This window comes from Mediterranea sp. ET5 (genome assembly GCF_023337025.1).
Lineage (GTDB): Bacteria > Bacteroidota > Bacteroidia > Bacteroidales > Bacteroidaceae > Phocaeicola_A.
The window spans coordinates 61971-78248 of sequence record NZ_JAMBLN010000017.1 but is presented as its reverse complement, the minus strand read 5'-3'; the positions used below and the strand labels follow the sequence as shown (position 1 = coordinate 78248).

Annotated in this window: 6 protein-coding genes; all 6 read left to right on the top strand. The window is 60.4% G+C overall.

All coding sequences use genetic code 11. The annotated features are described in order from the left end of the window. The first annotated feature begins 25 nt into the window (after positions 1 to 25). Positions 26 to 3382: an MGH1-like glycoside hydrolase domain-containing protein gene (locus M3087_RS10850; protein ID WP_249095681.1), complete on the top strand. Its 3357-nt coding sequence runs from the start codon at positions 26 to 28 to the stop codon at positions 3380 to 3382. A gap of 29 nt (positions 3383 to 3411) precedes the next feature. Then, a complete protein-coding gene (locus M3087_RS10845; RefSeq protein ID WP_249095679.1) occupies positions 3412 to 6177 on the top strand; it encodes an alpha-L-rhamnosidase in 2766 nt (921 codons plus the stop codon). A gap of 27 nt (positions 6178 to 6204) precedes the next feature. After that, positions 6205 to 8160: a DUF3826 domain-containing protein gene (locus M3087_RS10840; protein ID WP_106625729.1), complete on the top strand. Its 1956-nt coding sequence runs from the start codon at positions 6205 to 6207 to the stop codon at positions 8158 to 8160. A 60-nt stretch (positions 8161 to 8220) separates the two neighbouring features. Beyond that, positions 8221 to 10644, top strand: coding sequence for a glycosyl hydrolase family 95 catalytic domain-containing protein (locus M3087_RS10835; RefSeq protein WP_249095706.1), 2424 nt, complete (start codon positions 8221 to 8223; stop codon positions 10642 to 10644). An 85-nt stretch (positions 10645 to 10729) separates the two neighbouring features. Then, positions 10730 to 12148, top strand: a complete 1419-nt coding sequence (locus M3087_RS10830) for a glycoside hydrolase family 140 protein (RefSeq protein WP_369861207.1) — start codon at positions 10730 to 10732, stop codon at positions 12146 to 12148. Between the two features lie 3 nt (positions 12149 to 12151). Beyond that, positions 12152 to 16003: a family 78 glycoside hydrolase catalytic domain gene (locus M3087_RS10825; RefSeq protein WP_249095678.1), complete on the top strand. Its 3852-nt coding sequence runs from the start codon at positions 12152 to 12154 to the stop codon at positions 16001 to 16003. Positions 16004 to 16278: the final 275 nt, after the last annotated feature.

The following is a 16278-nucleotide window of genomic DNA, read 5'->3' as shown; positions in this document are numbered from 1 at the left end:
CTGAAAAAACAATCCTATATTACCTATGAACTATTCGAACAAACTTGTGATGACGTTTGCGGCTGCCCTGTTCTCCGTGGGCAGCCTGACAGCTCAGGAGCTGATCCATTACACCGGCACCGAGCTATCCGACCCGAACGCGCATGACGGAAGGCTGTCGCCCGTGGTGGGTGTGCACAACATACAGACCATGCGTGCCAACCGCGAGAAGCCGTCCGCCTCGAACGGCAATGGCTGGACGTACAACCACCAGCCGATGATGGCGTACTGGAACGGACGCTTCTACATGCACTACCTGTCCGACCCGGTCGACGAGCATGTGCCGCCCTCGGTCACATTCCTCCAGACTTCCGCCGACGGCTATACCTGGACCGACCCGGTGGAGCTGTTCCCTGCCTATGAGGTGCCCGAAGGCTTCCGCAAGTCCGACCTGCCTTATGTGGCAGAGAAGGGGACGAAGGCCATCATGCACCAGCGTGTGGGCTTCTACGTCTCCAAGTCGGGCAAGCTGATAGCCATGGGCAACTACGGCATCTGCCTGCACAAGAAGGAGGACGACCCGAACGACGGCAACGGCATCGGCCGTGTCGTGCGCGAAATCAAGGCGGACGGCTCGTTCGGACCCATCTATTTCATCTATCTGAACCACGACTTCAACCCGGAGAAGGGCGGCAAGTACAAGGCTGCCTACCCCTTCTATACGAAAGCCAAGGACAAGGCGTTCAGGCAGGCATGTGAGGAAATCCTTGCCAATCCGCTCTACCGCATGCAGTGGGTGGAGGAGGCGGACCGCGACGAACCGCTCATCCCGCTCAACAAGGCGTACAAGGCATTCAACTGGTACACCTTGCCTGACGGCAAGATTGCTGCGCTGTGGAAGCATGCGCTGACCTCGGTCAGTGCGGACGGCGGCAACACCTGGTCGCAACCCGTGCTCCGTGCGAAGGGCTTTGTGAACAGCAACGCCAAGATTTGGGGACAGCGGCTGAGCGACGGCACGTACGCCACCATCTACAACCCGGCGGAGTACCGCTGGCCGCTTGCCATCTCGCTGAGCCGTGACGGACTGGAGTACACCACGCTCAACCTCGTCTACGGCGATGTGCCCGCCATGCGCTATGCAGGCAACTACAAGTCCTTCGGTCCGCAGTATGCACGCGGCATCCAGGAGGGCAACGGCACGCCGCCCGACGGAGACTTGTGGGTGAGCTTCAGCGTAGGCAAGGAGGACATGTGGGTCACCCACATCCCCGTTCCGGTGCAGACAGTGGCGGCTTCACACGCCGATGAGGACTTTGCCGACTACAGGAAACTGGCGGACCTCGACATGTGGAACCTCAATTCGTACGTCTGGGCACCGGTGTCGCTGGAAGAGAAAGCCGGCAAGACGTGGCTCACCCTGCGCGACAAGGACCCCTTTGCCGCAGCGATGGCGGAGCGCAAGATTCCCGCCACGAAGAACCTGACCGTCTCGTTCGACCTGATGGCGGACCAGAACAACGCGGGCGAGCTGGAGATTGAGTTCCTCGATGAGGACGGGGTCGCCTGCGCGCGCATCGACCTGACGAAGGAAGGCATCATGCGTTCCAAGGGAGGAGCGCGTTACGGGACGGTGTGCAACTACGAGCCGGGCAAGGTCTACCATATCCGCATGGACCTCTCGGTGGAGAACCGCAGCTCCGTCCTGACGCTGAACAACGGCGAGAAGAAGGTGACCCGGATGTTCTTTGCCCCGGTGCACAGCATCGAGCGCATCAAGTTCCGCACGGGCGCACGCACGAGCTTCCCCACACCCGACACCTGGGCCGACCAGTTCGAGGACATGCCCAATCCGGGCGCCGAGGAGCCGCAGGCAACCTTCCGCATTGCCAACTTCAAGACGGTGTCGAACGACGTGGACGGGCAGGCTGCCCTGCTGAAGTTCGACAACTTCAAGCACTACGTGGACTACTTCAACACGATGGAGGACGAGAACATCGTCCAGGCAATCCCCAACGCTCAGGCTGCCGAGTGGATGCGGGCGAACGTCCCCCTGTTCGAGTGTCCTCAGAAGAACTTTGAGGAGATGTTCTACTACCGTTGGTGGACCCTCCGCAAGCACATCAAGAACACCCCGGCGGGATACGGCATGACGGAGTTCCTCGTGCAACGCTCCTACGCCGACAAGTATAATCTCATCGCGTGCGCCATCGGTCACCACATCCATGAGAGCCGCTGGCTGCGCGACCCCCAGTACCTGGACCAGATACTCCACACGTGGTACCGCGGCAATGAAGGCGGTGCCATGAAGAAGATGAACAAGTTCAGCTCCTGGAACCCCGCCGCCGTCTACGAGCGTTACCTCGTGGACGCCGACCGGGACTACATGCTCGACCTCTATCGCGACCTCGATGCCGAGTACAAGCGTTGGGAGAGCACCAACCGCCTCAAGAGCGGACTCTATTGGCAGGGCGACGTGCAGGACGGCATGGAGGAGAGCATCAGCGGCGGCCGCAAGAAGCAGTATGCCCGTCCGACCATCAACAGCTACATGTACGGCAACGCCCTGGCGCTCTCGAAGATGGCAGCCATGAAGGGCGATGACGCCGCCTCGAAGCTCTATGCCGCCAAGGCGGACACGCTCAAGCACCTCATCGAGACGCAGCTATGGAACGAGGAGCAGCAGTTCTTCGAGACCCGCCGTCCCGATTCGCTCGCCAACGTGCGCGAGGCCATCGGCTACATCCCCTGGTACTTCAACCTCCCCAATGACAACCAGAAGAAGTATGAAGTCGCCTGGTTGCAACTCACCGACGAGAAGGGCTTCTCCGCTCCCTTCGGTCTGACCACCGCCGAGCGCCGCCACCCGGAGTTCCGCACCCACGGCGTGGGACGTTGCGAGTGGGACGGTGCCATCTGGCCCTTCGCCACGTCGCAGACGCTCACCGGGCTGGCGAACTACCTGAACAGCACCGAGACCCCCGTGGTGACCGACAGCGTCTTCTTCCGTCAGATGGAACTGTACGTGGAGTCGCAGTACCGCCGCGGACGTCCGTACATCGGCGAGTACCTTGACGAGACCAACGGGCAGTGGCTCATGGGCGACCGCGAGCGCAGCCGCTACTACAACCACTCGACGTTCAATGACCTGGTGATCACAGGACTTGTCGGTCTGCGTCCGCGTGCCGACCGCACCCTCGAGGTGCATCCCCTCGTCCCGGCGGACAAGTGGGACTGGTTCTGCCTGGACAATGTGCTCTACCACGGACGCAACCTGACCATCCTCTGGGACAAGAACGGCGACCGCTACCACCTGGGCAAGGGCCTGCGTGTGCTGGTCGACGGCAAGGAGGTGGGACATGCCGACACCCTGGGACGCCTCGTCTGTCCCGACGTCCTTTGAACGATGAGTAACCGAATAACACAAGACGAATGAACAGGAAACGAACTGCATTCCTCGGAATGCTCGCATGGCTTGCAGCGACAACGCTGCAAGCCATTGACGTAACCCGCATCACGTGCGAGACTGCCGAACGTCCGCTGGCACTGTCCGCCTCCACGCCCCGCTTCGGGTGGCAGCTGGAGGGCGAGGCCGGCACGATGCAGTCTGCCTATGCCGTCGAGGTCTATACCCGTCAGGGAGACAGCCGGACCGTGGTGTGGGAGAGTGGAAAGACCGCTTCGGACCAGAGTCAGTGGGTGCCCTATGGCGGGACGTCGCTCCGCCCCATGGAGCGTTATTTCTGGAGGGTACGCGTGTGGGACGAGCAGGACCGTCCGTCGGCATGGAGCCGGGAGGGAGAGTTCCGTCTGGCACCCCGTGCGGACTTCTTCGATGCCCGTTGGATTGGTGCCATTACGAATCAGGACGCTCGCTTCCCGGAAGGACGCATCTACGAGGGTGCCCGCCTGAAGAAGGCGAAGGCTGCCTGGGATGCCGTCGACTCGCTGGCGTGGCGCAGCATCTGCCTGCGGAAGGACTTTACGGCATCCCGCCGGGTGGCAAGCGCCACGGCCTACGTCTGCGGACTGGGGCACTACGAGCTGACGCTCAACGGGACGAAGGTGGGCGACGGTGAGTTCACACCGCTCATCAGCGACTACGACAAGACCGTCTACTACAATACCTACGACGTGACCGACCTCGTGAAGCCGGGAGCGAACGCCGCCGGTGTCCTCCTGGGCAACGGTTTCTACAATGTCATGGGAGGCGGACGTTACCGCAAGCTCCAGGTAGCCTTCGGTGCGCCGACCCTGCTCTTCCAGCTGGTGATTGACTACGCCGACGGCACGCGCGAGGTGGTGAAGTCCGGTGCGGACTGGAAGTACGCTCTCAGCCCCATCACCTTCAACACCCTCTACGGCGGCGAGGACTACGATGCCCGTCTGGAGCAGCCCGGGTGGGACTGCCCCGGATTCGACGACGCAGCGTGGAACCCCGTCGTGCTGCAGGAGGCGCCCCGGGGAGCATTGCGCCCCCAACAGGCACCGCCCGTGAAAATCATGGAACGCTATGACGTGCAGCGGACGCACAAGCTCACCCCTGCCGAGGTCGACTCCGCCTGCGTGTCTACCAAGCGCACCGTGGACCCGTCGGCACTGATGTTCGACATGGGTCAGAACCTGGCGGGCTTCCCCGAGATTACCGTGCAGGGCAAGCGCGGCCAGCAGGTGACCATCCTCGTCGGTGAGGCACTGACGCCGGAGCATGCCGTCAACCAGCGGCAGACCGGGCGGCAGTACTACTACACCTACACCCTCAAGGGCGACGGGGTGGAGACCTGGCACCCGCGTTTCACCTACTACGGCTTCCGCTACATCCAGGTCGAGGGAGCGGTGATGAAAGGGCAGAAGAATCCCCGCAAGCTCCCCGTCATCCGGAAGATACAGTCGTGCTTCGTCTACAACTCCGCCCCGCAGACCGGACACTTCGAGTGCTCCAACCCCATCTTCACCGCGGCACACCGCCTCATCGACCGTGCCGTGCGCAGCAACATGCAGGGCGTGTTCACCGACTGTCCGCACCGTGAGAAGCTCGGTTGGCTGGAGGAGGTGCACCTCAATGGTCCGGGCCTGCTCTACAACTACGACCTGACCACCTTCGGGCGGAAGGTCATCCGCGACGTGGCGGACTCCCAGCAGCCCGACGGCATGGTGCCGACCACGGCTCCGCGCTACGTCATCTTCGAAGGTCCGGGCATGGACCCCTTTGCCGAGTCCCCCGAGTGGGCAAGCACGCTCATCCTCTTCCCCTTCATGTACTACGAGGCATACGGCGACGACTCGCTCATCCGCGAGTACTATCCCTGCATGCGTCGCTACGTGGACTACCTGACGTCCCGTGCCGACGGCCACATCGTCGACTTCGGACTGGGCGACTGGTACGACTATGACGGCATCCACAAGGCAGGCTTCTCTCGCAACACCTCGATAGCCATCGTTGCCACGGCACATTACTACATGGACCTCTGCAAGCTCGTCGAGGCGGCACGTATGGTGGGCAATGCCTACGACGCGGCGACCTACGGAGCCTTGGCTGACGAGGTGAAGCAGGCATTCAACGCCCGTTTCTTCCACGCAGACACCAACCAGTACGATACCGGCAGCCAGTGTGCCAACGCCCTGGCACTCTTCATGGACGTGGTGCCTGCCGACCGTCGGCAGGCGGTGCTCGACAACCTGGTGAAGGACATCCGTGCCCGTGGCACACGCCTCACCACCGGCGACGTGGGCAACCGCTACCTCTTCCGCGTCCTGGCAGACAACGGGCTGAACGACCTGATGTACGCCATGCACAACCACGAGGAGGCGCCCGGCTACGGCTTCCAGCTGAAGTTCGGCGCCACGACGCTCACCGAACAGTGGGACCCCCGGCAAGGCTCGTCCTGGAACCACTTCATGATGGGACAGATCGAGGAGTGGTTCTATCGCTCGCTGGCGGGCATTCTCCCCGCATCGGACAAGCCCGGCTGCCAGCACCTGATTATCCGTCCGCAAGCCGTGGGCGACCTGAAGGAAGTGAAGGCCTCCTGCCACACCCTCTACGGCGAGGTCTCCGTGGAGTGGACCCGCAAGGGCGGTAACTTCAGCCTCCGTGTCAGTGTCCCCGTGAACTGTACGGCGGACGTCTACCTGCCCGGCGACACCACTCCGCGCACCGTGAAGAGCGGTACCCATACCTTGACGAAAGCTATCTGAGAACCTTTGATACATACTATGCTGACAATGAAGAAACAACTGACACTCACATTGCTCGCCTGCGCGGCGCTCTCCGCACAGGCACAAAACACGTTTGAAGGGAAGTTCACCCGTCCGCTGGGTGAAGTCCTGGAGGAAATCTCCACGCGCTTCAACGTCCGTCTCGCCTACGACATCGACACCGTGGGCAAGACACTGCCGTATGCCGACTTCCGCATCCGCCCCTATTCGGTGGAGGAGTCGCTCACCAACGTACTCGCCCCGTTCGACTATAAGTTCGTCAAGCAGAGCGACACGCGCTACAAGCTGAAACGCTATGAATATGCCCGGCGCACCGATGCCGACGGAGAGAAGCTGCTGAACTACCTCTGCACGCTCTACACCGACAAGGCAAGCTTCGAGCAACGCAAGGCCGTGCTGAAAAAGGAGGTGCGCGAACGCCTCCAGATAGACAAGTACCTCGCCCAGCGCACCGGCAGCGAACCCATCCTGTCGAAGGTGCGCAAGTACGACGGGTACACCGTGCAGAACTTTGCCCTGGAGACCCTGCCCGGACTGTATGTCTGCGGCTCCATCTACACGCCGAAGGGCAAGGGCAAGCATGCCCTCATCATTTGCCCGAACGGCCACTTCGGCAACGGACGTTACCGCGAGGACCAGCAGCAGCGCATGGGGACATTGGCACGCATGGGCGCCATCTGTGTCGACTACGACCTGTTCGGCTGGGGAGAGTCTGCGCTCCAGGTGTCTTCAGTGGGACATAACACCAGCATCGCCCACATCATCCAGGCGATGAACGGCATCTCCATCCTGGACTACATGATGACCCGTGAGGACGTCGACATCACCCGTGTGGGAGTCAACGGCGGTTCGGGTGGCGGCACGCAGACGGTGTTGCTCTCCGTGCTCGACGACCGCTACACGGCAGCCTGTCCGGTGGTAAGCCTGGCTTCCCACTTCGACGGCGGTTGCCCCTGTGAGAGCGGCATGCCCGTGACACTGGCAGGCGGAGGCACCTGCAATGCCGAGCTGGGTGCCCTCTTCGCTCCGAAGCCCATGTGCGTGGTGTCCGACGGGAAGGACTGGACCGCCAGCACGCCGGGGCTGGAGTTCCCCTACCTGCAGAAGGTCTACGGCTTCTACGGCGCTGCCGACAAGGTGACCAACGTCCACCTGCCCAAGGAAGGGCACGACTTCGGTCCGAACAAGCGCAATGCGGTCTATGACTTCTTCGCCGACGTGTTCCGCCTCGACAAGAGCAAGCTGGACGAGAGCAAGGTGACCATTGAGCCGTTTGAGAACCTCTACAGCTTCGGCAAGAAAGGCGAGAAGATGCCCGAGAACGCCATCCGCTCGGTCAACGACCTGGGCAAGTTCTTCGGGCAGGATGCCGTGCGCGCCGCTGCTGCCGACGAGTCGGTGCTGAAGAAGTCGCAGGAAATCATCGCCGCCCTCAACCTCACCGACGAGAAGGCTGCCAACCTGGCCACGACAGCGGTCTATAACCACCGCCGTGCCGTGCGCGACTGGCACAACACCCATCCCTACACCATCATCCCCGAAGTGGACCAGGCGACGGGCCGCAAGCTCAGCAAGGTAGAGCGCGAGATGATGGCGGACAAGAGCATTCCGGAGTCTGTGCACGCCCGGCTGCTGAAAGACCTGAACCGTGTCCTGACGCCGGAGCAGGTAGAGCAGGTCTTCGACGGATACACCGTCGGGAAGGTGGCGTTCACCATGAAGGGCTACTATGCCATCGTCCCCGACCTGACCGACGAAGAGGCGCGCGTCATCGAAGGCTACCTGAAGCAGGCACGCGAGGAGGCGCTGGAGTGCAAGAGCATGAAAGCCATCTCACAGGTGTTCGAGGTCTACAAGAGCAAGTGCGAGCAGTACCTCAACAGCAACGGACGCAACTGGCGTCAGCTCTTCAAGGACTATGTGAACAAGCGTAATGCCGAGAAGAAAGCCAAGAAGAACTAGGCAGACTCGTTATTCATCCTCCCTTAAACAACCGATACTATGACGATAAAGAAACTGTTAATGACCGCCGCATGGGGGCTGACGCTTCTCCCTCTGCAGGCACAGGAGTACAAGCTGTGGTACGACCAGCCGGCGCATGTCTGGACGGAAGCCCTCCCGTTGGGTAACGGACGTCTGGGCGCGATGCTCTACGGCAACCCCGCAGCCGAGCATCTCCAGCTCAACGAAGAGACCATCTGGGCAGGACGCCCGAACAACAACCCCAGTCCCGAAGCGCGGGAGTGGTTGCCCAAGATACGCGAGCTCGTGCTGGCGGGGAAGTACAAGGAGGCACAGGACCTGTGCACGGCACATGTCAAGTCGAAGACCAATCAGGGTATGCCTTACCAGCCCTTCGGCGACTTGCGGTTGAACTTCCCCGGACACACCCGCTACACCAACTACTACCGCGAGCTGAGCCTGGACTCCGCCCGTGCCGTGGTGCGCTACGAGGTCGACGGGGTACGCTTCCAACGCGAGACCTTCACTTCGTTTCCCGACCAGGTTGTCATCACCCGTGTGACGGCAAGCCAGCCCGGGAAGGTGACGTTTAATGCGACCATGACCAGTCCGCACCAGGATGTCATCATTACCTCCGAAGGCAATGACATCACGCTCGAAGGAGTCTCTTCGCTCCACGAGGCACTCAAGGGCAAGGTGCAGTTCCAGGGACGCACGACCGTGAAGACCCGGGGTGGTGTGGTGACCAACCGCGACGGAGTCCTGACGGTGGAGCATGCCGATGAGGCTATCATCTACACGTCCATCGGGACGAACTTCAACAACTACAAGGACATCACGGGAGACTACATCGCCCGTGCCAAGGACTACCTGGCGAAGGCTGTCGGCAAGGACTATGCCGATGCCAAGGACCGCCATGTGAAATACTACGAGCAGTTCCAGAACCGTACTTCTCTCCATCTGGGCGAAGACCGGTATGCCGACGTCCCGACGGACAAGCGGGTGGAGAACTTCAAGCAGACCAACGACGCCTTCCTCGTGGCGACCTACTTCAAGTTCGGGCGCTACCTGCTCATCTGCTCTTCGCAGCCCGGCGGACAGCCTGCCAACCTGCAAGGCATCTGGAACGACAAGCTTTTCCCCTCGTGGGACAGCAAGTATACCTGCAACATCAACCTGGAAATGAACTACTGGCCGGCGGAAGTCACCAACCTGACCGACCTCAACGAGCCCCTCTTCCGCCTCATCCGCGAGGTGAGCGAGACCGGCAAGGAGAGTGCGCAGGTGATGTACGGCTCCGACGGCTGGGTGCTCCATCACAACACCGACATCTGGCGCGTGACGGGTGCCATCGACAATTCTCCTTCGGGCATGTGGGCTTCGGGCGGTGCATGGCTGTGCCAACATCTGTGGCAACACTACCTCTACACCGGGGACGAGGAGTTCCTGCGCAAGGCTTATCCCATCCTGAAGGGGGCTGCCCTCTTCTTCGACCAGGTGATGATTAAGGAGCCGACCCACGGCTGGCTGGTGATGTGTCCGAGCAACTCGCCCGAGAACACCCATGCCGGGAGCGACAACAAGGCTACGACGGCAGCCGGCTGTACGATGGACAACCAGCTGGTGTTCGACTTGTGGCACGCCGTCATCCGTTCGTCGGAGATTCTGGGTGAGGACGCCGACTATGCCGCCCACCTGAAGAGCCGCCTGACCGAGCTGCCCCCGATGCAGGTGGGCCGCTGGGGACAGTTGCAGGAGTGGATGTTCGACTGGGACAACCCCGACGACCAGCATCGCCACGTGTCACATCTCTACGGACTTTTCCCCAGCAACCAGATTTCTCCTTACCGCACGCCGGAGCTGTTCGATGCGGCACGTACGTCGCTCATCCACCGGGGAGACCCCTCGACGGGATGGAGCATGGGGTGGAAGGTCTGCCTTTGGGCACGTCTGCTCGACGGTGACCATGCCTACAAGCTCATCACCGACCAGCTGACGCTCGTGCGCAACGAGAAGAAGAAGGGTGGTACGTATCCGAACCTCTTTGATGCGCATCCGCCTTTCCAGATTGACGGCAACTTCGGTTGTACCGCCGGTATCGCCGAGATGCTGATGCAGAGCTACGACGGCTTCATCTACCTGTTGCCCGCCCTGCCTTCCGTGTGGAAAGAAGGAGAGGTGAAGGGATTGGTGGCACGCGGAGGCTTCGAGCTGGACATTACCTGGAAAGAAGGCAAGGTGAGCCGTCTGGTGGTGAAGTCGCGCTTGGGAGGCAACTGCCGCCTGCGTTCGCTCAACCGCCTCTCGGGCAAGGGCCTCTCGAAGGCAAGAGGGGAGAATGACAATCCGCTCTATGCCGTCGACCCGGTCGCCGCACCTCTTATTAACAAGGAGGCGAAGCTTAATCCCGTGGAGCTGAAGAAGACCTACCTCTACGACTTGAAGACCGAGCCGGGTGGAGAGTACGTCCTCCTTGGAAAGTGAACGGACGGGAAAGCCCCCGCTGACAAGCAATCAATAATCACTTAACACACATACAAACACTATGAAAAAGATTTCAATCTTGACGATGCTCTTCCTCTTCGTTGCAGGAAGTCTGTTCGCCGAAGACGAACCCCAAGTGTATCTGCCGTGGCAGAACGGCAAGCTCCAGGTGTCCGACAACGGACGCTACCTGCAGCACGAGAACGGTACGCCCTTCTTCTGGATGGGAGAGACCGGATGGTTGCTCCCCGAGAAGCTGAATCGTGACGAGGCTGCCTATTACCTGACCAAGTGCCGCGAGGCTGGTTACAACGTCGTGCAGGTGCAGACGGTCAACGCCGTGCCTGCCATGAACTTCTACGGGCAGTATTCCTTCCCCGACGGATTCAACTTCAAGGACATCAACAAGAAGGGTGTCTATGGCTACTGGGACCACATGGACTACATCATCAAGACGGCCGAGCAGAACGGCATCTACATCGGCATGGTCTGCATTTGGGGCGGACTGGTGAAAGCCGGGCTGATGAACGAGAAGGAGGCGGAAGCCTACGGCAAGTTCCTTGCCGAGCGTTACAAGGACTCGCCCAACATCATCTGGTTCATCGGTGGCGACATCCGCGGCGATGTGAAGACCGAGGTGTGGGAGACCCTTGCCCGTACCATCAAGTCCATTGACAAGAACCACCTGATGACCTTCCACCCCTTCGGACGCACCAGCTCCATCTACTGGTTCCATGATGCTGACTGGTTGGACTTCAACATGTTCCAGAGCGGACACCGTCGTTATGACCAGACACGTGGAGACGGCGACAACACGGCCGAGGCAGCTGTGGCTGAAGACAACTGGCGCTATGTGGAGGCTGCGCTTGCCAAGACTCCTGCCAAGCCCGTCATCGACGGAGAACCCAGCTACGAAGAGATTCCGCAGGGACTGCATGACCCCAGCGAACCCTGGTGGAAAGCGCCCGACGTCCGCCGTTACGCCTATTGGTCGGTATTCGCCGGTTCGTTCGGACACACCTACGGGCACAACTCCATCATGCAGATGGTGAAGCCTGCCACCAACGGCGGTTACGGTGCTACCAAGACTTGGTATGATGCCTTGAAGGACCCCGGCTTCAACCAGATGAAGCATGTGAAGAACCTCATGCTTTCGTTCCCCTTCTTCGAGCGCGTGCCCGACCAGAGCGTCATCTCCGGAGAGAACGGCTTCCGCTATGACCGCGCCATTGCCACCCGTGGCAACGACTACCTCCTGGTCTACACCTACACCAACCGTCCGATGGACATCGACCTGAGCAAAATCAGCGGTGCGAAGAAGAACGTGTGGTGGTACAGCCCCGTGGACGGCTCGCTGGAATATGTCGGTGAGTTCGACAGCAAGGTGCAGCACTTCAACTACGACGGTGCCTACGGAGCCGCCAACGACCATGTGCTCATTGCCGTGGACGCAGCCAAGGACTACATTCACAAGGACTGGACGAAACTTCCGACAAAGAACTAAGTTATGAGAACCAACAGATACAAAGCCCTTCTGGTCGCTTTCCTGCTGGCTGTAGGCATGCAGGCGGAAGTCAAGACTACCCGCCTGCTCACCGAGGGGCAGACTTCGCCGCTGAGCATCGAGAGTGAGCGTCCGCGCCTGAGCTGGGTCATCGAGTCGGATGCCCAGGGCGTGATGCAGCAAGGCTACCACATCCTGGTGGCAAGCTCGCTCGAGAAGCTGGCAGCCGGTGAAGGCGACCTGTGGGATTCGGGACGGGTGGACTCCGACCAATCCCTCTATGTACCTTACGGAGGCAAGCCGCTGACGAGCAACCAGCGTTGCTTCTGGAAGGTGAAGGTCTACACCACAAATGGTGAAACGGAATGGAGCGAACCGGCTTCATGGGGCATGGGCCTGCTGGGAGAGACCCACTGGTCCGGCCGTTGGATAGGCTGGGATGCACCCTTTGCCTGGGACAAGGAGGTGACACACAGTCGGCTGAGCGCACGCTATCTCCGCACGGAGTTCAAGGCGAAAGCCGGCATCAAGCGTGCCACCCTGCATATCTCCGGTCTGGGGCTTTACGAACTGTTCATCAACGGCAGGCAGGTGGGCGACCAGGTGCTGGCTCCCGCACCGACGGATTACCGGCGTACGGTGCTCTACAACTCGTTCGACGTGACCTCGATGCTGGCCGCCGACAACGCCATCGGCGTGGTCCTGGGCAACGGACGCCACTACACCATGCGCCAGAACTACAAGCCTTACAAGATTGTGCAGTTCGGCTATCCCAAGATGAGGCTGAACCTCATCATCGAGTATGCCGACGGGACGAAACAGACCGTGAGCAGCAACGAGAAAGACTGGAAGCTGACCGGCAACGGTCCCATCCGCAGCAACAACGAATACGACGGTGAGGAGTACGACGCCCGCAAGGAGCTGGGCGCATGGACGACTGTCGGCTATGACGACAGCCAGTGGCTGACCGCACAGCGTGTGGCTCTTCCCTACGGAAGCCTGCATGGCGCACAGTCGCCCAACATGAAGGTGATGGACCGGTTGAAGGCAGTGTCCATCAAGCAGTACGGCGACCGCTACATCGTCGACTTCGGACAGAACCTTTCCGGTTGGGTGCGCATGAAGGTGCGTGGCGGAGCGGAGGGAGACACCATCCGTCTGCGTTATGCCGAGCTGCTGACGGCTGACGGCAAACAGCTCAACGTGGCTGGCTTCCGCGATGCACAAAGCACCGACACCTATATCTGTAACGGACGCGAGAACGGACGCGAATGGTCTCCCCGCTTCACTTCACACGGTTTCCGCTACATCGAGGTGACCGGCTACAAGCAGCCCCGTCGGGAAGACTTCACCGCCGAGCTGATTTACGACGAGATGGAGAACACGGGCACCTTCGAGTGCTCCAATCCGCTGTTCAACCAGATTTTCCGCAACGCCTGGTGGGGCATCGCCTCCAACTACAAGGGCATGCCCGTCGACTGTCCGCAGCGCAACGAACGGCAGCCCTGGCTGGGAGACCGCACGATGACCTCCTGGAGCGAGAGCTACCTCTTCGGCAACCACCTGCTCTATGCCAAGTGGATGAAGGACATCTGCGACTCGCAGCGTGAAGACGGCAGCCTGCCCGACATGTCCCCGGCCTACTATAACTATTACACCGACGACATCACGTGGCCCGTGGCATTGCCCGTCATCTGCGACATGCTCTACGAACAGTACGGGGACATCCGCCCCATTGCCGACAGCTATGCCGTGATGGTGAAGTGGATGGCTTACATGAAGAAGGAATACGTCAATGAGAAAGGCTTGCTGGGCAAGTACAAGTTCGGAGACTGGTGCATGCCGCCCGAAGCTCCGGAGCTCATCCACAGCAACGACCCTGCCCGTCAGACTGACAAGGGTCTCATCGTGACGGCCTATTACTACAAGACCTTGTGCCTGATGGCGAAATTCTCCCGTCTGCTGGGGCACGAAGCCGAGGCACAGGCATACGAGAAGGAGGGCGCTCTCGTACGGACCAGTTTCAACGAGGCTTACCTCACGGTGAAGAAGGGCACTTCGCCTGCACCGGGACACTGGCTCTATCCGGACAGCATCTTCTACGGCAACAATACGGTGACGGCAAACGTCCTGCCGCTCGCGTTCGGCATGGTGCCCGACGAGTACCGCGGGGAGGTGGAGAAGAACATCATCACCCGCATCAATGCCGACAAGGAGCATGTGAGCTGGGGCATCATCGGCGGTTCGTGGATTATGCGCGAGCTGAGCCGCATGGGACGTGGCGACGTGGCGTATGTCGTCAACAACCAGAAGACGTACCCGAGCTTCGGTTACATGCTGGCGAACGGGGCGACCACAATCTGGGAGCTCTGGAACGGAGACAAGGCAAGCCCGAAGATGAACAGCGCCAACCACGTGATGCAGCTCGGTGACCTGCTGATGTGGTACTATGCGGACCTGGCAGGCATCGCTCCGGCAAAGCCCGGCTACAAGGAGATACGCATGGCACCCGACTTCTCCATCGAGGAGCTGGACGCCGTGAATGCGTCTTACCGGACACCCTACGGGACAGTCGTCAGCCGGTGGAAGAAAGACCTGATGCACCTCACGTGGGACATTACCGTTCCCTGCAACACCACGGCATGGGTCTATCTGCCTATGCACGATGCACAGGCTGTCGTACCGGACGGAGTGACCTACGTCCGCAACGAAGGCAACCGCTCCGTGTGGCGTGTCGGACCGGGTGTGCATCACCTGACCGTCCGCATCGACCCGACGCTGGGCAAAGACAAGCAGGGCATTGTGGAGACGCAGTTCCTCTATGAGTCGGCACCTTTCCCGCAGGCACACTCGGCGAGCATCGCCGAAACACCGCAGGGCGACCTCGTGGCAACCTACTTCGGCGGAACGAAAGAGCGTAACCCGGATGTCTGCATCTGGGTGAGCCGGAAGCCGAAGGGGGCTGCGGAGTGGACCGCCCCCGTACAGGTGGCAGACGGCATCATCAGTGCCACCGAGCGGAAAGCCTGCTGGAACCCCGTCCTCTTCCAGATGCCCGGCAAGAAGGGCGAGCTGCTCTTGTTCTATAAGGTAGGCAAGAACGTGGCTGACTGGAAGGCTTACATCATCCGTTCCAAAGACGGAGGAAAGACCTGGAGCAAACCTGAAGCCATGCCGGAAGGTTTCCTAGGCCCGTCGAAGAACAAGCCTGAATATGTGGACGGACGCATCATCTGCCCGAGCAGTACCGAAGGGTCAGGCGGATGGCGCATCCACTTCGAGATTTCCGACGACGGCGGCCACACCTGGCGCAAGGTCGGTCCGGTGGAAGCCGAACTGTCCGTCCCGACGCAGTTCCGCAAGCCGGGAGCAGCCAATACCGACGACATGGAAGCCGGTGAAGCCATCGAGGGAGAAGGCGCGAAGCCTGTCTACTGCATCCAGCCGAGCATCCTCCGTCACAAGGACGGCCGTCTGCAAGTGGTCTGCCGGACGCGCAACGCCAAGATAGCCACCAGCTGGAGCAGCGACAACGGAGAGACGTGGAGCAAAGTGACCCTGCTCGACATCGAGAGCAATAATTCCGGCATCGACGCCGTGACGCTGAAAGACGGACGTCACGTGATGGTCTACAACAACTTCGAGACCATTCCCGGTACGCCGAAGGGCGCCCGCACGCCGCTGAGTGTTGCCCTGTCGGACGACGGCATCCATTGGCAGCACGTCATCACGCTCGAAGACAGTCCCGTGAGTCAGTATTCTTACCCGGCTGTCATCCAAGGCAAGGACGGCAAGGTGCACGTGGTCTACACCTGGCGCCGCCAACGCATCAAGTACGCGGCATTGGAACTCTGAGACGCCGCATGAATAAGGACACAGGGGGGTGTATCGCAACGAAGCGATGCACCCTCCTTGCGTATATAATCGGGTAACCACAGGCCTTCAACCGGGTAAACACAAGGGCTTGACTTGATACGCATAAGGGCTTGACATACCAAAGTATCATATTTAGGCAGGCAAAGTATAATACTTAGACCCCCTAAGTATAATACTTAGGTAGCCTAAGTATTATACTTTGGTCTGTCAAACTACTATGTTTGTCAAGTCAAACTCATGTGTTTGTCGGGTCA